Source organism: Exiguobacterium sp. EA-TM-5, from assembly GCF_053878415.1.
This window is the reverse complement of sequence record NZ_CM132670.1, coordinates 2,168,212-2,189,494: the sequence shown is the minus strand read 5'-3', so window position 1 is coordinate 2,189,494 and position 21,283 is coordinate 2,168,212. Positions and strand designations below refer to the sequence as shown.

Sequence of the window (21,283 nt, the reverse complement as noted above, 5' to 3'; positions counted from 1 at the left end):
AAGATTGATTCATTCGATATACCATCTTTGACAATGCTTCGCCCATTCAATCGGAACATCCGTGATCCGTACTTCCTTTGCTGGAGTCGCATGTAAGGTGACGGTGACGGTTGCAAGACCAAGACGTTGTTGCACGTAAGACTCGGACAGCTTGAGTCGTTCGATGCCATCACGGCGCATCCAGTACGTAAGAGGGGCGAGTCCCCCTTGATGGAAGTGTAGCAATGTCGGACTCATCGTATATGTACTGAAGCGGCGACTCAAGATTTGTGACGTGATGATAGCAAAGCAGATCAACACGGCAAGAAAACGTAAGCTCGGGAACATGAACCATATGCAAATTGGAACGATACCCCATAACAAGACGGTCCGACATAATTTTACGACGATTGCCAGTTGAGGAATCGTAAGCGTCCGAAGTACCACTTGAAAATCAGGTAACATTTTCGGGATCAAGTCGAGCGCTTTTGAACGCTGGATGAACGGGAACAAAACGGCAGACGTGTTTTTGTCTTGTTGCTCGGGATCAATCGAACTGATCATCTTGACTTGACTGATTCCGAGTAACTGATGGATGAAACGACTCCGCATCGTCAAGGCTTGAATCCGGTCTTTTTGAATCGAGAAGCGCGTAACGCTCTCCCAGCCTTTTTCAATCTGAATCAAGCGTTGATCTGCATCAATGCGAAAGCCAGAATATAAGCGATAATTCCGAAAGACACCATAACTGAGAGCAAGGATGATCAAGATTCCAATCATCGAAACACGCATGACGTTAGATTGGGTACTGAATCTGACAATCGAATTGATGATATCATCGAGCTCAAGAAAACGACTTAATTCTCGATAAACAGAGTAGAGAAGAAAGAAAAAGAACAACGGACTGAGTGACGTCAGCGAAGCCAGCGCAATCTCCTTGAATTGAATCGCGTATTGTTCTTGATTTGGCACTAGCATGGTCGTTGCGACTTCTGGTAGTGCCTCAGGATCATGCTGGCGTGTAACGATCGACTCAATCAGTTCCTTGATTTGTGCTGCTTCTTGTATTGACAGCATCTCAAGACGAACGTCGGCATCGGAATCCGCCGAACCGGTCTCAATGACGAGTGACGTCAGACCCGTCACGCGATGAAACAACGATTCGTATTCCGTAATCCCTTGGATCCGTTCATAGGGAATCTGCTTTTTCTCTGTCATGAACGCCCCTTTTTCAATCAGTAGCTCTTGTTCCTCGAGTTGATATGTAAAGTGTTTCCACTGCAACACGAGACCGATTAGACGCACGAGAATGAAACTACCGAGCACCGTGTATCCATACCAAGAGAACAGCGGTAAGGATAAGCGGCGGAACAAGAAAGAGATGATGAAAGCGACGAAAACGAATTCTTTCGTGGCACTGCCGAAGCGATACGGAATCCAGGCAGGATGGAGCTTAAAGGAAGTCATGGATGGTTCCTGTCGCATCAGCTCGCTCCTTTCGTGACGTACGGTCCGATAAGGCAGTGATTCGCTGCGTGATTTCCGTTGCTTGTGCAAGTGGTAAAGACGAAATGTCATGGACGTAACCGATCGTGCCAATTTTGACTGTTGCAAGATTATAGTATTTACTGAGCGGTCCTTGCGATGTCTTAACGAAATAGATTTTATTGATTGGAATGATCAGATGCTTGCGCATGAAGGCACCATGCTTTAATTGAATGCACTGAGCATCAATCTCGTAACGCCATGTCTTTTGCCGGTAGACAGGTAATACGGTGCACTCAATCAAAGCCGAAATGATCGTCACTGCAATCAACACATAGAGAACGATCCCGATCCAGCTGGACCACTGATAGTACGTATCGACGAATAGCAGACCAATCAATACGATTAACACGGCAGTGGAAACCAACGCATCGGTCAATCGCCATACTTTGATTGCGTCTTTCGAGATAGTTTGAGTAGGTTCTTTTAATTCATACATTCATATGGCTTCCTTTCTATACTCTTTGTAGAGATACGTCATTGATTCATTATTATAATGTAAAATAATGGTATCATGTATAGGAGAACAAACCTATCGATAACAGGAATATTATTCCTTTCAAAACTGTAATGAAGTATTCTTTTGAAGTTGATTCATCATAAACGAAACACGTCCGAATCTCCTTTAAGTTAGGAAATTCGGACGTGTTTTTTAGGTAGTATCTGTTCGGGCGAGTGAACGGATCGTTGTTGACATGGCAGGTGAGACAGGATGAATCTGTTCGATATAATCGAGAATTGCTAGTGCAGCTGTTTTATTTTGTAAATAGCCTGGCATCATCTCTGAGAATCGGTTAACCATTTCTGGAAAACGTTGCTCAATCCGACGTTCTGGAGCAAACGGATCAACATATGTCGCTTCCTCTTTTTCAAATGAGGACAGAACGTATAGCAATTGACCGACAGCAAATTGTTGAATCAAACGAAAGGCTGATAATGTTTCGCCACGTGCTTCGCGACAGAGCCCGACATATAGGTTCGTCAGCGCTTCATGGATGGCGTAATCAATTGATGGATGTTCGCTCGAACTGATATGCGGTTGCGGGACTAAGCGTTCAAATGCGTCGAAGGAAGAATCGCACCACACGATGCGACCTGCGGAAAATGCGATTTCAGAAAGTTCATCTAATTCAAAGATGGCGAATTCGGCATAGATGCCGTCGTCAAACATGATTTTATGTCCGTCCTGCGTATTCTGAAATTGAAAGTGTATAGGGTGTGCATTTTCTAACCAGTCGAGTTGTTCGATGAATCGAACCTTTTTACCAGGTTTTGCGATGACGAAAAAATCTAAGTCCGAATAGTCATCGAGTCGTTCGAGTTCTTGACCGACAGAACCGAGTCCGAGCAGGATAAGCGCATCATCTGTTTGTGCAATCGTTTGCCCAATTGCGTCTAATCGTTCTAATAATACGTCTCTATGTGTCATCTTTGTTGCTCCTTCATTTTAGTATCTCTATGTAAAAAGCGCGGACACCTCGATAGAAAAGCGTCCGCGGTTATCGGAAGTACGATCAAAAATGATTGCTTTGCATCTTATGCAGCAATTGATCAAACGTTTCGTGGTCTTTTGTTGAGAAAGCACGGAAATACCGATCGTCAATCTCTTCGATCTCAGGCGCTGATTGTTGAACGAGAGCTGTGCCATCCTCTGTCAACAGAATCCGCTTTTCTCGATTGATCCGTTTGCGGATGACGAGGTGCTCTGCCAGTAGTTTCTTAACGGTTTGCGAAATGGCACCACTTGAGAGCTCAAGCGTTCGTTCGAGTGATTTTTGTGTAGCACTCTCCTGATGATACAACGTCATCAGTAAATCGAATTGCGACTTCGAGAGTCCTTTTGGCTTAAGTACATCGTTGACTTCTTTCGAATAACGGCCGTGGATTCGCTGAATGGCGTTCCAGTGCTGCATCGAAGATTCGAATGTGAAGGTCATTTTTTTTCCTCCTCTTCTGTCATGCGGGATTGAGCTTATCAAAGAAACGGATTAATTCTTCCTGTTGTCGAGCCGTCAAGGCGGCGAATTGCTGCTGTTGAAAACGTTCATAGGCGGGCAACACTTCTTGAAGGATGGCTGTTCCTTTATCCGTCAACAGAAGATAGTTCGTCTTCCATTTCCGCTTACGGGTGATCAGTTGCCGCTCGAACAGTCGTTTGATTCCGTGTGAAATCGTACCATCGGTCACTTGGATTCGTTCAGCGATTTCCTTCTGGCTCGTACATGAGGTCGTCTGTAGGCAACGCAATACTTCAAGATTCGTATGGGATAGATCCCAATGTTTCAAGAATGCGTTGACGTGCTTGATTTGTTGATTATGATACGTCGAAATCGTCTGCCAGCATGCCATGGGATATGTTTCTGTCGTTGTTGTCATGGGGAACCTCTTAAATATAGAATATACTGCTGATGAATTACTTTTACCATACCATATTAAAAATATGTCGTGCTACTAGTTTGAATGGAAACCCATCACTTCCCATCATTGTGAGGAATCCATACAAAAAAGACCTGAACATGTCAGGTCTAATTAGGACGGAAACCCGTTTGATAGCGTAAGATAAGAATCCATTAATCGGAATCCGTACTTCGTAAAACATTGATCCGAGACGCGACCTTGTAAAGTGATCGTCGCATAATCACCACGGATCGCATAGTGCGTATACTTTTTTTCGATGTCATGGATCAATGATTCAAGAAGTAGACCACGCTCACCGAGTCCTTCTTCTCGGACGTTGATTTCAAGCAAACAAAACGTACCGTATTCCGTAAGGGAAGTGCGCTCGGTCCGTTCATGAAGAACGGTCAAGAAAGAACGTTTTGAGATGAGTGATCGATTATTTGATGGTTCAAGAATCGTGACGTAATAACTGAGTGCCGGTGGACGTAAATTACGCGTGACTTCAACGACTTGACGCTGGTTATTATATGCGAGACCAACGATTTGTTCTTGTGGATGACTCGGCACGGTCAGTCCTTCTTGCTCACAAACGGTTTGCCACTCGGCTTCTGGAATCCAGACAGCCTCTTCGGTTTTCGCTAAAGCTTTAAAGAACTTCACGTTGAACGGATGACCTCCTAACTTACATGTAAAATGACTATTCCCATCATGCCTGACGTGTAGACAAAAAACGAGTTACAATCTGACGACAAATCCTCTTCCTTTGTTATAAGTATACCGTGAAATTTCATTTTGAAACAGACTACACCTCAATGAATCTACTATCTATACTGAATATACAAGTCAGGAGGCGAATAGTATGAAGATAGTCGAAGGTCCATTTTTTCATGGTACGAAAGTCACTTTACAAATCGGAGATGTGTTGACGCCGGGACATGCTTCAAATTTTCGGGAGCAACCTCTACAACATGTCTATTTTACGGCAACGCTTGATGCAGCAAAGTGGGGAGCGGAGCTCGCACGATCTGACGCTCCAGAACACATTTATCTCGTTGAACCACTCGGATCGTATGAGGATGATCCGAATCTAACGAACAAACGATTCCCTGGTAATCCGACCCGGTCCTATCGTTCGACTGAACCTGTGAAAATCATCGCTGAACTCGGTACGTGGGAACGTCATACGGACGAAGAGATTGAGACGATGAAAACATCGCTTCAGCGGTTACGAGCAGAAGGGAAGGATACAATCATTGACTAAAAGACGAATGTCTGTACAGGACGATGAATCGATCAAGCCAAAGACCGTGACCGCTATTGATCAGCTACTAGTCGATGACTTTCATGCCATTCGCCTAGATCGAGACGACGAGCGATTGATCACGATCATGGAAGATCCGTTCGTTCCACCATATGATACGATTCGCGGTGTCTATTGTGTGTATCGAAAATTAATCCTAGATTTGCTAAAAGGAAAGATTAGCTCTGTCGATGGTTATGACTTCAAAGAAGCGTTCTCAAAAGATAAACTCCTGTCAGCAGAAAATGTCGAAGGGGTGCTCGATATGGCGACCTTCGTCGTCATTGCTTCAGAAGACAGCACATATATGTCCCACTATTTCATCGGTGGTGACGCAGAGAAACTTAATTCGATATTGAATGTATGCTTCGGTCATCCGAATTTAGTAGAGGACCAAGCATCGAAACGTTCTGTCAAACGCTTCGAGCAGGATGTTTTGACTGTTGAAAAGATGGGGTATATGGAGTTACTACGAAATGAATAGGGAAACGAATTAAACTTACAATAAACACTACTACGTATTCTTTTTAGCATACTATACTGTAGGTGAATATAAGGTGGTATAATATGTAAAAAGGGGGCGTTCGAATGTCTCGCTTTAAACAAGAAAAGAAACAAACACTGAATCATCTCCGCGATGGTGTTGATCAGGGTTTAGGTAGTGCCGTACCCCGTGGACAAAACGACGGGATGCGCGGACTTGAGATGCTCGCGGTGCTTGTCGTCCTCGGTGGAGGATATCTATTGTATCAATGGCTTATGTAATGCAAAACGCATCATCCTGTATAGGACGATGCGTTTCACTATGTATTCATGTATTATTGAAGTTCTTTCTTGATTTTTCGAAGTGAGATACGAGACAAGACCCACTCAAACAACTGCATTGCTAAGAAAGCACAACAAAACTTAACGGGTATCTCCATCCATCCCATTAGGTCATGTGGCACACCATCATGAACCGTCGTGATGATGGCTAAGAAGAAGCTGATCAACAAATGCTCTACAGTATGTTTTTTCATTTTCTTCTTAAAGGAGCTCTCATCATAAATATCTTGATCGTATACTCCAGCGAATGCCATTCGAATGATGCCATACATAACATATGCTCCTATTATGAAAAAGCTAAATCCCCACTCAGCTATCGGACGCTCTAATACCATCCCGCGAATGACGATATCAAGTATCGCTAAGCAGAGGACGAAGACCCCTGCTTCGAAAAATACTTTTGTATCCTGTTGTTGAACGCGTTCATCCGTTTCCTTTTTAATACCAAAGAATTCTAACCACTTACTCATGCTGTTCCTCCCAAAATAATGTATTTAAATCTGTTTGTAGGGCGTGTGCAATATCTAGACAAAGTCGAAGACTAGGATTGAATTTATTCGCTTCGATCAAGGCGATCGTTTGTCGTGTGACATGCACTTTCTCTGCTAGTTGACCTTGTGTTAAGCCTTGCTGCATGCGAAGTTGCTTCATAGGACTTAACGATGTAGACATATCTATCCACTCCTTTACAAATATTCCCTCATCTAGTATGTCATATATAGATGACATATGCAATGTATATATTGCAAAAAGAAGCATCGCCCCTCATGAGGACGATGCTTCTTTTTGTTCGATTTCGCTAACGATATCATCAAGTGTGACGTGAGCGAGCACCTTCTCAAGCGTGGATTGTGCGAGCTCAAAGATCGGCTTGACCGTCGATTGGATGTTTCGTCCGACCAGACAATCTGGATTTGGTGTTGTATGAACGCCGAACAGTTCCTTATCCGGAACGACAGCGACGGCGTGGTAGACATCAAGCAGTGTGATGCGAGATAACGGACGAGCGAGTCGTGCTCCAGCAACACCCGGGCGAACTTCGATCAAGTCGGCTTTCTTCAACATCCCCATGATCTTACGAATGACGACCGGATTCGTATTGACACTACCGGCAATCAAGTCGGACGTCATCTTCTCGTCAGTCGCGATCAACGAGAGAATGTGGATGCCGACGGAAAAACGTGTACTGATGGCCAACGGATGACCCTCCTTTATAAAACATTGTTCTCTCATTATACGTCGTATCTTTCATTTGGCAAGAAACGGGGAATAAGAGCATCGAAGTTGACAAATAATTTATTTGTAACAATATTGGTTACATGTAATCAAATTAGTTACATATCAAAAGGAGGAATCATCATGAATATTGGAATCATCGGCGCAACAGGAAAAGCAGGGCAATTGATTTTACAAGAAGCGATTGATCGAGGACATGACGTTACGGCGATCGTCCGCAATGCGGCAAAAGTGACGGCAGATGTTACGATTCTTGAACGGGATGTCTTAGCACTGACGAAAGATGATTTGAACGGATTTGAGGTTGTTGTCAATGCGTTTAATGCTGCACCAGGTGAGGAAACAAAACACATCGAAGTCGGTCGTCATTTGATCAATTTGCTAGCAGGAAGCAAGACACGACTATTCGTCGTCGGTGGTGCCGGAAGCCTATTCGTTGACGAGAGTCACTCGACACGCGTCATGGAAACACCGGATTTCCCGGAAGCCTATTATCCGACAGCATCGAACATGGGGAAAAACTTGATCGAACTGCAAGGACAGCAAGACGTGACGTGGACATATCTCAGTCCAGCTGGATTCTTTGATCCTAGCGGTCAGCGAACAGGAGCGTATACAGTCGGTGGCGAGCAGATGATTCTGAACGCGAAAGGCGAGAGTTATATCAGCTATGCAGATTACGCGATTGCTGTGTTGGATGAGATTGAAAACGCGAAGCACCTCAACGAACGGTTCTCGGTAGTTGGCGAACAAGGATGACAGTGTCAGACCGACTTACGCAGTCGGTCTTTTTTGATGGACGGAGTACGAGATACAGCGGAGGACGGATGGCGCAGTAATGGTGTTCAACTAAAATGAAGGGAGAAACAATTAAAGGAGTTTAAACTATGATGCGACGATGCTTTAGTATCATCAGTCTGTTAGCCGTCTTGATCGTCTGTACGACATCGACGCAACCGTCTCGTTTCGAACATTCGGAACCGGTCGCAACGATTGAGGATCATTATGCGGGACAGATCAGTTGGCCGAGTGAAACTGATCCTTTGCTGGATCTTCACGCTAAACCATGAAGTACATATTCCGACCCAAAAGCCCGCTTCCTCGAAGGAGACGGGCTTTTAGTAACGTTAAATGACCGTCGTTGCACTTAAGAAGACGAAGAGGAACGTGATGCCGCTCGTCAAAATCAAAAAGGGGAGGACGATCAGTAATTCAAGGTGCGGACGAACGCCTTGGTAGAACAGAAAGAACAGGGTTAAACAGGCGGTCGTGATCGTCAACGCAAGTGAGGCAATCAAGAGATGAAGGGGTTCGACGAACGGAATGAGAGACGATCCAGTGACCGTATCGAAGGCGAAACCGAAGGACAAGAAAATCAGTAAGTACAGAATTGATTTTTGACGAAACATGCAGCATGTCTCCTTTAATGAGCGATACATTCAGTATAGAGCCTAGATCGTCTTTCATACCTAACAAAAATGTAAGAAAGTGTCTGATTTCAAACAGACCGTTCTTCTTTATATAATAACGTCAATCGCGTCATCAAAAAGTAGAGGAAAGCGGCGCTACTTGCAATCGCTTGAAAAAGAAGCGCTTGAAACAGACTGTCGAATACGATTAATAAGATCCCACCAAGTAGTAAGGCGATGCCTTGATTCAGGAACAGATGCGTCGACCAAGATAGTGGAAGGGAGCGGAATCCGAAGTAGCGAATCGCGTCCGTCAAGATGCCACCGATCGTGATGATGATCGCAAACGACAGCAACGTCTCAAAGATACCTTGATAATACCCGACGTCCGTATCTGGCATGAGTCGTGGCGAGTACGGAAGATGTTGATAAAGCATCAGAAAAATCCAATTAGTCATCAGAAGGCGAAATGACAGACGGATCATGGTGCTCCTCCTTTCCGGTTTTCATGACGATGAATAGACGGGTCACCATCACGTATAAAAAAGCAGCGACTGCGTTTCCGATAAACAGTGACGAAGGGAGTGAGGTGAACAAAAGGGACGTGCCGGCGAACACAAAGACGGTCCCTTGATGAACAAGTAGATGCGTCGTCCACGGTAGCGAACGCTTCGCGAAGCGGATAGATAAGAGAACGTCAGCCATCACGATACCGCTGACGAATACAAGCACAACAGCGTCCAAATACTCATTGACCAACTGCACCGTGTGGGATAAAAAAGGCACCATCGTCGTCATCGACCCAAACAAGTTAAGAAATAAAAAGAAGCTAAGGGCGATCCGACCGAACCAGCCGAACAGATACGGGATGAGCGATGGATACTTCCGCGCCGACTCCGATACGATGAGATAGATCAGCGCTACACCAGAACAGAACAAGACGAAATAGAACGAAAAATGATCGGGCTGCATCAGCAGATAGAGGACGACACTGGCAAATAGAGCACCGACTTGGTTGAGGATGATTCGTTGTACGAACGAAACGCTTGAACGGAACAGGATGCGTGGAAGACCATCCGTCAGAAATGCGCCAATCAGGATGACTGGACCACTATACAGCAAACCAATTATGAAAAAATCTGTGAGCGAAGTGCTGTATTTCGACGGATTCCCCATCTCCAGTCCGGCAATGAGTGTATAAAAGAAAGCAAATAAGATCGTAGTAATGAAACTGTTCTTTACGATAGACAACATGAAACAAATCCTTTCTGGCTGACGTTCAGAATAATTTGTACCAATATAGCGTTAGATTGATTTGTGGATTGGCATGTTGTTTGAGGCTATCGGCACCACCAAGTACAAAGCCTTCTCGCACGTAAAAGCGGCAAGCAATCAAATTATCATCTTGTGCTTCAAGTGACAGACCGATCAACTCGTGCTGTTGTGCCCAGTTCGTCGCAGCGGCGAGCAGTTGGTGTCCGACGCCATGTTTACGAAACGCTTGTTTGACAGCGATATTCTCGATATAGGCAAAACGGTTTCAGTCACGAACGAGACGAATCTGTCCGATGCAAGAAGTACCGGAAAAGGAGAGCAGAACAATTCGGTTCTCGTTTTCGATATACGTCGTCCAGTCGAGTCGATCGTCCGGAAAACGGGTTTCAGTAGCTGTTTCATAGAGTTCCTCCGTGTAGGACCACGCGGTACCGGAGAATTGTGGAACGATGCGTCCGATGATCGGGAACGCGTCGTTAGCATCGTTGACCAGCGGAATGCTCTCGGACGAGAGTCGTTGAATCGTTAGTTGTTCGTTCTCTTTCACTGTTTTTCTCCTCCTGTTCTTTTGTTATACTTTAGTCTATTCATCATCTCCTAAAAAATGAGAACTGTCACGAGAAGAGATGAAAGAACAGGTCAATTTTCACTCGAAATAGGTTATAATTTTTCTGAAAAAGGAAATGAATCAACAGAAACGAATACATAGTTTCAGTAGCGGGTGAAATAGTACAACGAGACAGCAGTAGAGGACGTGACAACATGAATATGGATACGGTCAATCAGTACCTCGATGCCTATGGATATGGCGTTATTTTCATTTTTTTATTTTTTGGCATCGTTGGGATTCCGGCACCGGAAGAATCACTACTCGTCTTGATCGGTATCTTAAGTGGTCAGAACGAAGAGCGATTGATCTATTCGATCTTGACCGCGTACGGGGGCACATTCGTCGGGATGTTAACGGCGTATGCAGCAGGACGTTTTTTTGGACCGACCGTCTTACGGTACGGTCGGTTCATCGGATTGACGAAGGAACGCTGGGAGCGGGTCTCAAATGGCTACATGGGACGAATCAACCGGACGATCATCGCAGGTCTCTATATTCCAGGGGTGCGACAAATCAATCCTTATTTTGCGGGGATGAAACGGATTCCGTTTGGTCGATACTTCTGGGTGTCGGCACTTGGATCCGCGCTATGGGTCGTTCCTTTTGTTTTACTCGGACACTTTGCCGGCAAGACGTTTCATATCAAACCGGAAGTCGTGCCTTATTTCGGATTTGCCTTACTTGTGCTCTTCCTCTTAGGTGTCCTCGTGAAATGGCTCAAACGTAAGCGACTTGAAAAACGTGTCGTTTCAGGAAAAAACCAGGCGGGAAAAGAAAACTAAGTGATACTTCTTTTTGGAGAATCATCGGATAGTTTGAAGGAGTGGACAGACGATGCAAAAAATAGTGATCTTTCCTTTTTTAAGGATGCGATCCGGTCATCACCTTGTCGCTGAAGCCATCGCAGAACGATTGCAGGGACCTGGCGTTGAAGTCAAGGAAGTAGAGTTGCTCAGTACGATCAGTCCGTTCGCGGAATGGGTGACGTCGAAGTTTTATCTGAACTGGATTCGCCATTTCTCAAACGGCTACAGTCGTTTTTATCATCGACATATCGCGGGACGCTCGAGTAACGAAAAATCGACAGGATGGACGTCGCATTATTTTCAACAACAAATGTTACGGATCATTCGGACGGAACAGCCGGATGTCATCATCTGTACGCATGCGTTTCCGTCCTATCTGTTGAATCAATTGAAGGAACGAAACCTTTGTGACGTACCGGTCATTAATGCGTATACGGATCTGTTCGTCAGTCGGGTCTGGGGCAAGACGCATATCGAGTATCACTTGTTACCAAATACGGAAGCCAAGCAAGAGTTGCTGAAGCAACACGCCGTTCCAGAAGAGCGTTTGTTCGTGACGGGAATTGCGGTTCACCCGGCAATCCGCGGCGGATCAATCATCCGGTCGTCCCAGTCCCGCAAACAAATTCTCGTCGCTGGCGGAAACGGTGGACTGGGCCAACTGGAGACGTTGCTGACGCAAATCGAGCATTGTGCGGAAGCTGATTTTTACGTCTTATGTGGCAATAATCGCTCGTTATATAAACGATTGTCATCACGGCAACATGCGCACATCCATCCACTCGCCTATATCGATTCACGCGATGAGATGAATCAGTTGTATGAACGGATGGATGCGATCGTCACGAAGCCTGGTGGTGTAACGGTCAGTGAAGCATTCGAAAAACGGGTACCGCTTTTCATGCAGCACGTCCTACCAGGACAAGAAGAGATCAACCGCACCTATTTATTAGATAAAGGACTTGCGTTCTCGTTTGATCAAACGGATACACTTGCTGACGTCATTCGGCGGACGCTTGAGAATCCGGACGTCATGCACCAATGGCATCAAGCAATCTCACAGTATCAAAGTGAGCAAGTCATTGCCGATCGGCGATTTTTTGAAGAACGAATTGCGGGTTGCCTTGAAGGCAACCGACGTCAAGTAAACGGATAAAGGAGAATCATGCAGATGCGGTCACGTCTTGTCACAGCGGGAGTTCTCGCTACCCTTGCCTATACGGTCGTTCCGTATATGGCGTCGCGCGTCTTTGGATGGCGCGTCACGAAGTCACTTGATTCACGATACGTCGCCTTGACGTTCGATGATGGTCCAGATCCTGTCTATACGGCGGAATTACTGGACCTTTTACAAGAAGAAGGTATTCAAGCGACGTTTTTCGTCGTGGGTCATAAAGCGGAGGCACATCCGGACATCATTCGCCGGATCCATGAGGAAGGTCATCAACTCGGGATTCACAACTATGTCCATCGTCCGAACTGGTCGATGCGACCGTCGACGGTCCGAGAAGGAATCAAGCGGACGGCAGCGATCATTGAACGGATCACCGGTGAACGGCCGACGGTCTATCGTCCACCATGGGGGGCACTCAATGCGGGCGACGTCCTCTGTCCTCCCTCATACAAAATGATTCTCTGGTCGAAGATGGCGGAGGATTGGAAGTTAGAGGGTGGATCAGCAAAAATCAAACGGCTACTGTCAAATGTGGCTGAGGGAGATATCATCTTGTTACACGATAACGGGGATACGTTCGGCGCAGACCCTCAAGCACCCGTCCAGACGATTGCGGCGCTGAAAGAACTGTTACCGGAGTGGAAAGCGCGCGGCTTACAGTTCCGTCGAATCGATCAAGCGTAAAGAGAGGACCTACCATGAATCCGGTAGGTCCTCTCTTTACGTTGACGGTCACGCCTCACGTGAGACATCGTGATCATCTTCTTGGCTATGATGCTGAATCAAACGTCGCACGACGAACGAGCGTAAAAATAGAATGAAGGTGATGATCGGAAGAAGTAACCACCAAGATTGCGTTAAAAACAGTTCGTCGAACGTCGTAATCATGACGAAGTGACGACCGATATACAACCACATGAAAAAGGAACTGACGAATAGGATCGTTTCTGACGTCGTCATGAACTCAAAATCGGATTTCATTGCTTCACTCCTTATGGATAGTATGGAATCTCTTGAGACATACCGTACCGAACAATCAGATATGTCTAGCTCTAGCTACTTTTTACGAACGGACCGGTTCACGGTCATGTGTCGTCATCGCTGCCTCGGCATTATCTTCATACAGAATGACACGGTTTCGACCTTGTTCCTTTGCAGCATAGAGCGCTTCATCCGCTAAAATATTCATTCGCTGGATAGCGACATGTTTCCCATGGGCGATGCCAACGGACGCTGTGATCGAGATGGCAGGGAAACCGTCGAGCTGAAAGCGTGTGTTCGCGATTCGCTCTCGGATTCGGTTCGCGACCTTCGTGACTTTAGACGGCGTCAAATCATAGACGAGAATCATGAATTCCTCACCACCAATTCGAGCTGTAATATCGTGCGGACGCGTCTCTTCCTGCAAAATCCGCGCGAACTGTTGTAAGACGAGATCACCGTTCGCATGCCCGTATGTATCGTTGACATGCTTAAAGTGATCGATGTCGAGCGCGAGCACATTATAGCAACGTCCTTCTGTCTCTAACATCGCCGTCCGCTCATCCCAGACGCGTCGATTATATAGTCCCGTTAAGTGATCGAGTTCCGCCGATTGTTTATAGCGCTGAACTTGTTCATTGAGCAACTGAAAGTCGATCGTCAACAGACTCGATAAGATTCCGACAGCAAGGCCGATCGACCACGTCGAAGCGAGTAAACGAAGTGCTGCGTCACTAAAGCCAAGATTAATCGAAACCGCTATTGAGATCATGAACAAGGCCCAAACGTTCATAATGAGGTTTTGCATAAAGGGTCGGTGGAGCAAAAGCTTATGGATGAAATACATACCAGTACTGATACCAAGGACGGCAAGAAAAGCGACGACCGCTTGCGGCGTCCAACCGAAGTAAAAGCGAGAGCAAGCGATGATTAATGTCGCGATGACGAGTGGGGAGCGAACACCGTAAAAGGCGAGTAAGACGAGTGGTAAATGACGTAAGTCCATCCGCAACGAATCGTTGACGGCAATGCCTTTAAACATCAAGAGCACTCCGAGCAGTCCTGTTGCAAGACCGACGATAAGTGATTTTAAGCTGCTTGAGGCGAGACGTTGACTATAGATGATTTTAGCGATCAAATAAAAGCCGGTGAAGGCGATACAAGCATTCAATAACAACTCGGCAATGAACATCGGTTCCACAGCCTTGAGTGTGATGGTGATACTTTCACGATAGCAGTTTGGCAAAGGATGTCAACGCAGGAGTCTCAAAATTTTAAAGATTCAGGTAAAGACTTGCTCCTATGAAATCATTTGGTAAAATTAGAGAGCTCTAACGGGAGGGATGAAGTTGAAATCAAAGCTAACGATTCAGGCAAAAAAATATGACGGACGTCCGCATTACTCATGGGAAGGAACAGTCCTCAAGCAGACGGAGACGTATCTCCTCGTCGCAAATACGCCAGGACGGACACTCCATCATCATCGACGGGATGCAATCTTTACATACGATAACTATAGTCTTGAATTTTATCCGCTTGATGCAGATTTCACGGTTGGTCTTGATCTAGAGAGAAAGGGAGAGGTGACTTATTACTGCAATATCTGTCTCCCACCAGTTCTTCAAGGAGATGTCTTGTCGTTCATCGATCTTGACCTCGATCTCGTCTATCGAGACGGAGCATGGACGGTCGTCGATGAAGACGAATTTTTAGAGAATCAGCAGTTGTATCACTACCCGGTCGAATTGGTCGAACAAACTCGTGCGTCGTTGCTTGATTTACAACAACGTATCGCGCAGAAACAGTTTCCATTTGACGGTTTTTTAGATACGTTCATCCCGACCGTCCTGAAGATGAATACAGGGAGGAATGACTAATGAAGACGATTCGTTGTCATCGCGCGTTTGGCGTGTATGGCTTATTGATGAAGGACGATACTTTACTCGTCATCGATAAGAATGGGGGACCGTATATTAACCGCTATGATTTACCAGGAGGCAGTTTAGAAGAAGGGGAGACGCTCGCTGAAGCAATGCGCCGTGAGTTTACGGAAGAGACAGGGTTCGAAGTGGCGCTCGATCGTCAACTCGGCGTCGCTGATTTCAAGCTCCCGTGGGACTGGCGGGAATTCGACGAAGTCCATCACATCGCTGTTTTTTATCTCGTGAGGCAGACGGGTGGTGCGCTTGGTATCCCGGATCAATTCGTCGGACAAGATTCGCTTGGTGCGCGCTGGGTCAAGGCAAGTGACGTTTCGATCGATAACGCGTCACCGCTCGTGCTCGAAGCATTTCGCTGGATTGAGGAACAACAACTCGATCTCGAAGCCCGACGATTTACGAACTGGCACGTCTTGAAATGAATCGAAGCGCTCTTCGTATGCGGAGAGCGCTTTTTTTCATGTTCGATTCGCTAACGAAGCATCGAGTCGTCGTTTTTGATGCTGATGATGCGCGAGATGGTACGAAACGAGCGCATACCACTCAGCTGCGTTCAACCAACCCATTCCACCATGTTGCGTTTTTTGATCAGATGGTGTCGACTGAGCGATTGTTACAAGCGCAGCGTGACGATCCATCAGCTTTAGCCAGCGCGTACGTAATCGCTCGACTTGATCCGTCTCGTCAGGTGGTGCATTCATCGCATCCGGTAATCGGATTGGAGTCGCTGGAAACGCACCGGCAGTATATAATCGTTCACCGAACGGAGACTTTCCGGACGTGGTCACGGGTGCGAATTGGCACGCCTCGACTTCATCTAAATATTCATGACTGACGACGATCAAGTGATCGTACATTTGACTGATTGACCATGTGTCGTGATCGATGTGATGGATCAACTCGTCCGGACTGTAGCGATCGAGCTCCTGCAAATAAAACGTGAATGGATCGTTCATCGTGTCCCTCCTCAAAAAACTATTCTTTATTCTTTTCGAACAAACAGTCACTTCTTCCTGTCATCTTTCCTAGAAAGGAGGAATCACCATGCAAGCCCCTTATCTTCCGGTTCCCCATACGCTCTTACGGAGCGGGACGGCATTTGCGTCCGTTCATGAAAAGGTGATTTACCTGATTCTCGAAAGTTTCAGCGGTCAGGACGGTCAAGCGTTTCCGTCCTATCAGACGATTGCCGATGCTGTCCCGTGCAGCAAATCGACGGTTAAGTCGTGTATCCAGTCCTTGATTACGAGCGGACGAATTGAAAAAGTCGAACGTTTCACGAAACACGGAGGACAGACATCAAATGCCTACCGTGTCCTGCCTCGTGTTGAGAGTACACCCCCGGCGAGTCAAGAGACGACTGCCTCCGAGGTGTCAGTTGACTCCGAAGAAGAAGTCTTGAAGAAAACGTCTTTAAAAATGGAACTGGTGCAGCAGTACGAGACGAATCTCGGTAAGGCGACACCACGAATCGAACAGGATTTGCTACAGCTTGCGTCGGTGCACCCAATCGAGCGAATTCAGTACGCAATTGAAGAAGCAGCTCGTGCGAACAGTCGTCACTTCGGATACATCGAACAAGTCGTCAAGCGTCTCGCGACCGGATCCGCGACTAAACGTCCAAAACAAACATCTCATCGAACACGGAAAGGAACTTCATTATTTCAACTACCAAATTGGGTTGAACAAGAAAAAGTAGCACAACGCGCTTACGAGGCGAAACAACAAGAGCAGCAAGTCATTCCTGATGATGCTGAAATCGCTGAATTGTTACACGCGTTGACAAAGGAGGGAGCTTGATGCAACTAAAAGAAGTACTGCGACGCGCGAACCAAAAACTAACCGTTCCCGGCATGCATCCGACAGTCGTTCGAATTGCGCGTGACGTGATTCGAGAACTCTATCCGCAAGGGATCAAGCTCGGCATTGCGCAAAGCTTTCGGAGCATTGCGGAACAAAATGCATTATATGCGAAAGGACGGACGACGCCAGGACCAATCGTCACACAAGCACGCGGTGGTCAATCAAACCATAATTTTGGTGTTGCAATCGACGTCTTTCTTTATCAGGATGGAGCAATGTTCCTCTCTCCACCAGATGCTCGACTCCGAAGAATCGTTGCGGCGATGAAGCGGCGCGGAATGAACTGGGGAGGTGAGTGGTCCCGTTTTCCTGATTATCCACACTTCGAACTGTATGATCATGTCAGTCTTGCGCGGCATCATGTCCCAAAACCAGGACATTATCTTCGCGAACGAATCCAAGCCCCGGAACTCGTGCGGGCAATTGAAAAACGATTAGATCTAACGGTAACAGGAGTGTTTGATGCCCGATTGACGAATGCTGTTCAAGCGTTTCAACAGACATGTCGGCTTGCGGTAGACGGGATCGTCGGTCCGCAAACATGGCAGCGTCTCTTCCCGGTGTCGCCATGATTCGTGTTCAAGCATGGATTCGCCTCTTGATCCCGCTCTATGTGTTTCTTGAGTTACTCTTACCGACGCTCGGGTTTACGGCCTTACCAATTTCGTCCACTGACGTCGAGCGATTCGTAACGGGTCTGGTTGGACTAATCGGTCTGCTCGTGGCTTGGTGGAAGAACAATGACGTGACAGAACGGTCACTGAGACGGAGACAGGCACAGGAACAGGAACAGCTGGAAAACACATCCTTAACCGATTGAGTAGGCTGGAAGCGTTTGGAATGTGTCGGCAACGGGCATTATTTCATACAAACGACTAACAGTTTGATTTCAAGATACCGATATACGGGATAGACTTTAGTCAAGTAGATAGAGAAAGAAAGGTCGGTCTTTTTGTGAAATGGTCAACGTTGCAACGGTATTTGTTTGTAGCACTCTGTGCGCTTTTATTTACAAGCGTCTGGAGTTATCAGGCTTTCCTAAAAATCGAACGAGAGAATGCTCGCATCTTAAACGAAGCGATTCCCATCTCAACGGAGGCAGCAGAGTTGTTTCCGGCGTTACTGAATCTTGAACTGGTCGTCCGCAGTTACATCCTCTCACCGAATGAGGCAGATTTAGCCCAGTATGAGCGGACGATTGATCGGCTTGATCAAACGGTCACGCGACTCAATCAACTCGATGAGAATCACCCGATTATGCGAAAACTCGTCCGGACAGAGGCCATCCCACGGATTGAGACGGCGACGCGATTCTATGATACACAATTGGCACTTGCTCGAAGTGGGGATCAAGCAGCAGCTGAGGCAAAACGGTATCAGGGGATGCGATACATCGAGACATTTCGTCCAATCGATGCACGTTTACGGACGGACGTCAACCGGATTATCTCCGAAGCAACGAATCGTTCCGAACAAGCATCGAGTGCTGCGAAGTGGGTCATCGTTGTCGTCGCAAGCGTCGCTATTCTTGTCTTGATTGCCTTCATTCAGACATTTCGGATGGAGCGCAGTAAACAAGCCTTGATTCACCGTTCCCTGCATGACGCCTTGACGGGCATTCCGAATCGGCGCGCGTTTGATGAACGATTGGAGCAACTTCTCGAAGAAGCAAAACACCAACAGACACCACTTTCCCTGATTTTGATCGATGTGGATGCTTTTAAGTCGTATAATGATACGTATGGTCATTTAAAAGGTGATGAATGCTTGAAGGAAGTCGCCCGCGTCTTAAAGCGTCAAGCACGTTACGGACAAGTCGCACGGTACGGTGGTGAGGAATTCACAGTCTTATTGTCGCGTGGAGCAGAAGATGCACGTCATATTGCGGAGCGGATTCGTCAGGACATTCTCGACTTAAACATCACACATGAACGGTATGAACCGCTTTGCCGAGTCAGTGTCAGTCTTGGCCTGACGTCGCTTATACCGGAAGCGGAGACAACGGAAAAGGAAGTCATTGATCTAGCCGATCAAGCATTGTACCGGGCAAAAGAGAATGGACGCAATCAGATTGGTGATATGGCAGGGTAATGTATATCAGATAGGAATGAAAATGAAATGATACATCTAGGATTTGTCTTTGAAAAAACGCACGACATGGAAGTGGCTGTTCGAACAGTCTTGGATACTTTTCATAGAGACATACAATGTCTAAAGTTCAGTTACGCGATGGATACAGACGGAGCAAATTGGATCGAGCAAGACGGTCAGGTGAAGGACTGGCGTCCCTTGCTGAGTCATCATTACGGGAACGCCTTACTCGTTCTGCCTGAGTATCATGGGTTAACGAAGCTACCTGTTCGAATGACGATTGAGAAAGAGCAAGACTGCTTTGGTTTTCTATTCGGTTTTCAAGAGGAGAACCTGAGTTCGTGGTCACTCGATCAGCAAGAGACGATTTTTATGGAAGATATGCGAAAGTTCTCTGACAGGTCGAACGCTTTGTATGCCTTTTGTGATTTTGACGCAGAAATCGAGCATTCGATAATAGAACGCGAACACATTAACCGAGAGTATGCGATCGTTTATTGGTCGAAGCAACAAGTTTTTTTGAAGAACGCTTGGAAAATCGATGGCTTAACGAATCGATGAACATTAAAATACCCCGCGTGAGAGTCTACTTCTCATACGGGGTGTTTTAATGTTCATTGTAAGATGACGCAATACGATCGATCAGATATGAGGGGTGCCGAGATGATATAAACCGTCCTGACCGGTTCACCACCGACACGTGCATCGAGTTGTGTAAGCTGAGAACGAATTTTACGACTTAAGCCATACCTCGTTTCGGTACTGAGTTCATCGACATCTTCTTGTACGTGCAAGAGAAGTTGAAACGGTTCAAGTGAAAAGATGGAAAAATCACATGAAATCCGAGGGTCTACGAATTTTTCATTCAGTTCTTTTTTAATGTAGTAGGCTTCTTGTGCACTAATCATCTTCTCTCACCTCACTCTCCAAGTTGAAAGATTTTTTCTCTACTATAGTCTATATTACCCAGTTTTCTGGCAACTAATCGTTTGTTTTTGAAAAAAAGTCAATTCAATCTTTAAAGCCTTTTAAAATCTTTTTTCAGGAGCAAGGATGTCTTTATTCACAATAAAACCGCCAAGCTTCGAAAAGCAGGACGGTAAGATTCAAGAAAGAGATGAATGAAATTGGCGTTTCCGTAAATAATGCTCCATCGCTTGGACGAAAAAGGTAAATTGATGGATCGAGATGACTGGGACTTTACCGTACCGGACTTCAAAATAAAGTGGATCGACAGGTGACGGGAAAGCAATCCGATCGAACCATTCCGTTACGGTTTCAGATGTCCGACGTTGTAAGGAGAGCGGAAGTTGCTCATTAAAGTAAATGATTTGTTTTCGGATTGAATCTGCAGGCATGTCTTTTGTCTCATAGGTGAAAATCGGAAAACGTGGTGAAAGGACATACCCCGAGACATCGATACGCGGGCGACGCATCCACTGGAGATAGTGCCAAAAAAACCAGCTACAAAACAGGAGAACGAGACACAAGATGAGAAGATAAGGAGGTGCTGTCACCGAAGAATTAAAACCAGTCCGAAACCATTCGGCGGGAGGATTAACTTCGCTCATCGTGACAGTGCTCTCGCCGTAAGACGTTCCTTCCTCGACCGTATCAAGGATTGATTCCTTCGAACCACAGCGATCAATACAAGACATATTCGTTGCCGGATCAAATTGTCCGAGCAGTGACGTATAAAGTGACGGGACGAAGTGTTGCACGGTAAGTAGTACTAAACAGACGAGTGGAATGAGAATGAATAGGCGAGCGCGAATCGTTCGCACGATAGGGGCACCTCCTTTGATGAGTGAGATTGACAGACTTTCGCTACACAGTATAGCAAAAGTAG

Annotated in this window: 34 protein-coding genes; 15 read left to right on the top strand and 19 right to left on the bottom strand. The window is 46.2% G+C overall.

The annotated features are described in order from the left end of the window. Positions 1–9: 9 nt before the first annotated feature. The 6 genes from ACV3PA_RS11545 to ACV3PA_RS11520 all read right to left on the bottom strand — a co-directional run bounded on the left by ACV3PA_RS11545 (position 10) and on the right by ACV3PA_RS11520 (position 4,584). A complete protein-coding gene (locus ACV3PA_RS11545) occupies positions 10–1,464 on the bottom strand; it encodes a PH domain-containing protein (RefSeq protein WP_456124826.1) in 1,455 nt (484 codons plus the stop codon). After that, a complete protein-coding gene (locus tag ACV3PA_RS11540; RefSeq protein WP_456124825.1) occupies positions 1,433–1,963 on the bottom strand; it encodes a PH domain-containing protein in 531 nt (176 codons plus the stop codon). The genes ACV3PA_RS11545 and ACV3PA_RS11540 overlap by 32 nt, the downstream gene beginning before the upstream one ends. Positions 1,964–2,176: 213 nt before the next feature. Further along, entirely contained in the window at positions 2,177–2,953 is a 777-nt protein-coding gene (locus tag ACV3PA_RS11535; RefSeq protein WP_456124824.1) for a hypothetical protein, read from the bottom strand. A gap of 85 nt (positions 2,954–3,038) precedes the next feature. After that, positions 3,039–3,461 carry a MarR family winged helix-turn-helix transcriptional regulator gene (locus tag ACV3PA_RS11530; protein ID WP_456124823.1) on the bottom strand — a complete coding sequence of 141 codons (423 nt, stop codon included), beginning with the start codon at positions 3,459–3,461 and terminating at the stop codon, positions 3,039–3,041. 19 nt (positions 3,462–3,480) lie between these two features. Continuing rightward, complete coding sequence (locus ACV3PA_RS11525) at positions 3,481–3,900, bottom strand: MarR family winged helix-turn-helix transcriptional regulator (protein WP_456124822.1); 420 nt, start codon at positions 3,898–3,900, stop codon at positions 3,481–3,483. A gap of 153 nt (positions 3,901–4,053) precedes the next feature. Then, on the bottom strand, positions 4,054–4,584 hold the full coding sequence (locus ACV3PA_RS11520) for a hypothetical protein (protein ID WP_456124821.1): 531 nt from the start codon (positions 4,582–4,584) through the stop codon (positions 4,054–4,056). A gap of 199 nt (positions 4,585–4,783) precedes the next feature. On the opposite strand from ACV3PA_RS11520, the gene arr reads away from it, so the two are divergent. The 3 genes from arr (at position 4,784) to ACV3PA_RS11505 (ending at position 5,989) form a co-directional block, all read left to right on the top strand. Then, positions 4,784–5,185: an NAD(+)--rifampin ADP-ribosyltransferase gene (arr, locus tag ACV3PA_RS11515; protein WP_456124820.1), complete on the top strand. Its 402-nt coding sequence runs from the start codon at positions 4,784–4,786 to the stop codon at positions 5,183–5,185. Next, positions 5,178–5,708: a hypothetical protein gene (locus ACV3PA_RS11510; protein WP_456124819.1), complete on the top strand. Its 531-nt coding sequence runs from the start codon at positions 5,178–5,180 to the stop codon at positions 5,706–5,708. The genes arr and ACV3PA_RS11510 overlap by 8 nt, the downstream gene beginning before the upstream one ends. Before the next feature lie 104 nt (positions 5,709–5,812). Beyond that, complete coding sequence (locus tag ACV3PA_RS11505) at positions 5,813–5,989, top strand: hypothetical protein (protein ID WP_456124818.1); 177 nt, start codon at positions 5,813–5,815, stop codon at positions 5,987–5,989. 53 nt (positions 5,990–6,042) lie between these two features. On the opposite strand, the gene ACV3PA_RS11500 is transcribed toward ACV3PA_RS11505, so the two are convergent. From ACV3PA_RS11500 to ACV3PA_RS11490, 3 genes are all read right to left on the bottom strand, one after another. After that, positions 6,043–6,519, bottom strand: a complete 477-nt coding sequence (locus ACV3PA_RS11500; RefSeq protein ID WP_456124817.1) for a DUF6773 family protein — start codon at positions 6,517–6,519, stop codon at positions 6,043–6,045. Next, positions 6,512–6,721: a helix-turn-helix transcriptional regulator gene (locus ACV3PA_RS11495; RefSeq protein WP_394679510.1), complete on the bottom strand. Its 210-nt coding sequence runs from the start codon at positions 6,719–6,721 to the stop codon at positions 6,512–6,514. Before ACV3PA_RS11495 ends, ACV3PA_RS11500 begins: the two co-directional genes overlap by 8 nt. 93 nt (positions 6,722–6,814) lie before the next feature. Next, entirely contained in the window at positions 6,815–7,246 is a 432-nt protein-coding gene (locus tag ACV3PA_RS11490; protein ID WP_456124816.1) for an Rrf2 family transcriptional regulator, read from the bottom strand. Positions 7,247–7,408: 162 nt separating this feature from the next. Here ACV3PA_RS11490 and ACV3PA_RS11485 point away from each other — a divergent pair, with 162 nt between their 5' ends. Together ACV3PA_RS11485 and ACV3PA_RS11480 are read left to right on the top strand one after the other, a co-directional pair. Continuing rightward, positions 7,409–8,044: an NAD(P)-dependent oxidoreductase gene (locus ACV3PA_RS11485; protein ID WP_456124815.1), complete on the top strand. Its 636-nt coding sequence runs from the start codon at positions 7,409–7,411 to the stop codon at positions 8,042–8,044. A gap of 128 nt (positions 8,045–8,172) precedes the next feature. Further along, entirely contained in the window at positions 8,173–8,355 is a 183-nt protein-coding gene (locus ACV3PA_RS11480) for a hypothetical protein (RefSeq protein ID WP_456124814.1), read from the top strand. Positions 8,356–8,412: 57 nt separating this feature from the next. On the opposite strand, the gene ACV3PA_RS11475 is transcribed toward ACV3PA_RS11480, so the two are convergent. The 5 genes from ACV3PA_RS11475 to ACV3PA_RS11455 form a co-directional block, all read right to left on the bottom strand. Beyond that, positions 8,413–8,694 (bottom strand): hypothetical protein, encoded by a 282-nt coding sequence (locus ACV3PA_RS11475; protein WP_456124813.1) that lies wholly within the window; start codon positions 8,692–8,694, stop codon positions 8,413–8,415. Positions 8,695–8,783: 89 nt separating this feature from the next. Further along, positions 8,784–9,131 carry a hypothetical protein gene (locus ACV3PA_RS11470; RefSeq protein ID WP_456124812.1) on the bottom strand — a complete coding sequence of 116 codons (348 nt, stop codon included), beginning with the start codon at positions 9,129–9,131 and terminating at the stop codon, positions 8,784–8,786. A gap of 13 nt (positions 9,132–9,144) precedes the next feature. Next, entirely contained in the window at positions 9,145–9,948 is an 804-nt protein-coding gene (locus ACV3PA_RS11465) for a hypothetical protein (protein WP_456124811.1), read from the bottom strand. A gap of 25 nt (positions 9,949–9,973) precedes the next feature. Next, complete coding sequence (locus tag ACV3PA_RS11460) at positions 9,974–10,219, bottom strand: GNAT family N-acetyltransferase (RefSeq protein ID WP_456125968.1); 246 nt, start codon at positions 10,217–10,219, stop codon at positions 9,974–9,976. 15 nt (positions 10,220–10,234) lie between these two features. Further along, the gene (locus ACV3PA_RS11455; protein ID WP_456124810.1) at positions 10,235–10,516 is read right to left on the bottom strand and encodes a hypothetical protein; all 282 of its coding nucleotides are present in this window, start codon (positions 10,514–10,516) and stop codon (positions 10,235–10,237) included. A gap of 215 nt (positions 10,517–10,731) precedes the next feature. Here ACV3PA_RS11455 and ACV3PA_RS11450 point away from each other — a divergent pair, with 215 nt between their 5' ends. The 3 genes from ACV3PA_RS11450 to ACV3PA_RS11440 are packed head-to-tail and all read left to right on the top strand — an operon-like array spanning position 10,732 to position 13,243. Continuing rightward, on the top strand, positions 10,732–11,361 hold the full coding sequence (locus ACV3PA_RS11450) for a DedA family protein (protein WP_456124809.1): 630 nt from the start codon (positions 10,732–10,734) through the stop codon (positions 11,359–11,361). Positions 11,362–11,413: 52 nt separating this feature from the next. Continuing rightward, positions 11,414–12,541 (top strand): MGDG synthase family glycosyltransferase, encoded by a 1,128-nt coding sequence (locus tag ACV3PA_RS11445; RefSeq protein ID WP_456124808.1) that lies wholly within the window; start codon positions 11,414–11,416, stop codon positions 12,539–12,541. 15 nt (positions 12,542–12,556) lie between these two features. After that, positions 12,557–13,243, top strand: coding sequence for a polysaccharide deacetylase family protein (locus ACV3PA_RS11440; RefSeq protein WP_456124807.1), 687 nt, complete (start codon positions 12,557–12,559; stop codon positions 13,241–13,243). Positions 13,244–13,291: 48 nt separating this feature from the next. Here ACV3PA_RS11440 and ACV3PA_RS11435 read toward each other — a convergent pair whose 3' ends face one another. Both ACV3PA_RS11435 and ACV3PA_RS11430 read right to left on the bottom strand, forming a co-directional pair. After that, positions 13,292–13,540: a hypothetical protein gene (locus ACV3PA_RS11435; RefSeq protein ID WP_456124806.1), complete on the bottom strand. Its 249-nt coding sequence runs from the start codon at positions 13,538–13,540 to the stop codon at positions 13,292–13,294. Between the two features lie 82 nt (positions 13,541–13,622). Continuing rightward, positions 13,623–14,732 carry a GGDEF domain-containing protein gene (locus ACV3PA_RS11430; RefSeq protein ID WP_456124805.1) on the bottom strand — a complete coding sequence of 370 codons (1,110 nt, stop codon included), beginning with the start codon at positions 14,730–14,732 and terminating at the stop codon, positions 13,623–13,625. A 157-nt stretch (positions 14,733–14,889) separates the two neighbouring features. Between ACV3PA_RS11430 and ACV3PA_RS11425 the strand changes: the two genes are divergently transcribed. Beyond that, positions 14,890–15,417, top strand: coding sequence for a DUF402 domain-containing protein (locus ACV3PA_RS11425; RefSeq protein WP_456124804.1), 528 nt, complete (start codon positions 14,890–14,892; stop codon positions 15,415–15,417). Then, a complete protein-coding gene (locus ACV3PA_RS11420; RefSeq protein WP_456124803.1) occupies positions 15,417–15,902 on the top strand; it encodes an NUDIX hydrolase in 486 nt (161 codons plus the stop codon). The genes ACV3PA_RS11425 and ACV3PA_RS11420 overlap by 1 nt, the downstream gene beginning before the upstream one ends. A gap of 36 nt (positions 15,903–15,938) precedes the next feature. Here ACV3PA_RS11420 and ACV3PA_RS11415 read toward each other — a convergent pair whose 3' ends face one another. Next, positions 15,939–16,436, bottom strand: coding sequence for a DinB family protein (locus ACV3PA_RS11415; protein WP_456124802.1), 498 nt, complete (start codon positions 16,434–16,436; stop codon positions 15,939–15,941). 88 nt (positions 16,437–16,524) lie between these two features. Between ACV3PA_RS11415 and ACV3PA_RS11410 the strand changes: the two genes are divergently transcribed. From ACV3PA_RS11410 to ACV3PA_RS11390, 5 genes are all read left to right on the top strand, one after another. Beyond that, positions 16,525–17,280, top strand: a complete 756-nt coding sequence (locus ACV3PA_RS11410) for a helix-turn-helix domain-containing protein (protein ID WP_456124801.1) — start codon at positions 16,525–16,527, stop codon at positions 17,278–17,280. Next, complete coding sequence (locus ACV3PA_RS11405) at positions 17,280–17,915, top strand: M15 family metallopeptidase (protein ID WP_456124800.1); 636 nt, start codon at positions 17,280–17,282, stop codon at positions 17,913–17,915. Before ACV3PA_RS11410 ends, ACV3PA_RS11405 begins: the two co-directional genes overlap by 1 nt. Continuing rightward, positions 17,885–18,163 (top strand): phage holin, encoded by a 279-nt coding sequence (locus ACV3PA_RS11400; protein ID WP_456124799.1) that lies wholly within the window; start codon positions 17,885–17,887, stop codon positions 18,161–18,163. The genes ACV3PA_RS11405 and ACV3PA_RS11400 overlap by 31 nt, the downstream gene beginning before the upstream one ends. Positions 18,164–18,297: 134 nt before the next feature. Continuing rightward, on the top strand, positions 18,298–19,434 hold the full coding sequence (locus ACV3PA_RS11395; RefSeq protein WP_456124798.1) for a GGDEF domain-containing protein: 1,137 nt from the start codon (positions 18,298–18,300) through the stop codon (positions 19,432–19,434). Positions 19,435–19,461: 27 nt separating this feature from the next. Further along, positions 19,462–19,995: an Imm64 family immunity protein gene (locus ACV3PA_RS11390; protein WP_456124797.1), complete on the top strand. Its 534-nt coding sequence runs from the start codon at positions 19,462–19,464 to the stop codon at positions 19,993–19,995. Between the two features lie 53 nt (positions 19,996–20,048). Here ACV3PA_RS11390 and ACV3PA_RS11385 read toward each other — a convergent pair whose 3' ends face one another. Together ACV3PA_RS11385 and ACV3PA_RS11380 are read right to left on the bottom strand one after the other, a co-directional pair. Continuing rightward, entirely contained in the window at positions 20,049–20,342 is a 294-nt protein-coding gene (locus ACV3PA_RS11385; protein ID WP_456124796.1) for a hypothetical protein, read from the bottom strand. Between the two features lie 198 nt (positions 20,343–20,540). Then, a complete protein-coding gene (locus ACV3PA_RS11380) occupies positions 20,541–21,218 on the bottom strand; it encodes a hypothetical protein (protein WP_456124795.1) in 678 nt (225 codons plus the stop codon). Positions 21,219–21,283 lie beyond the last annotated feature (65 nt).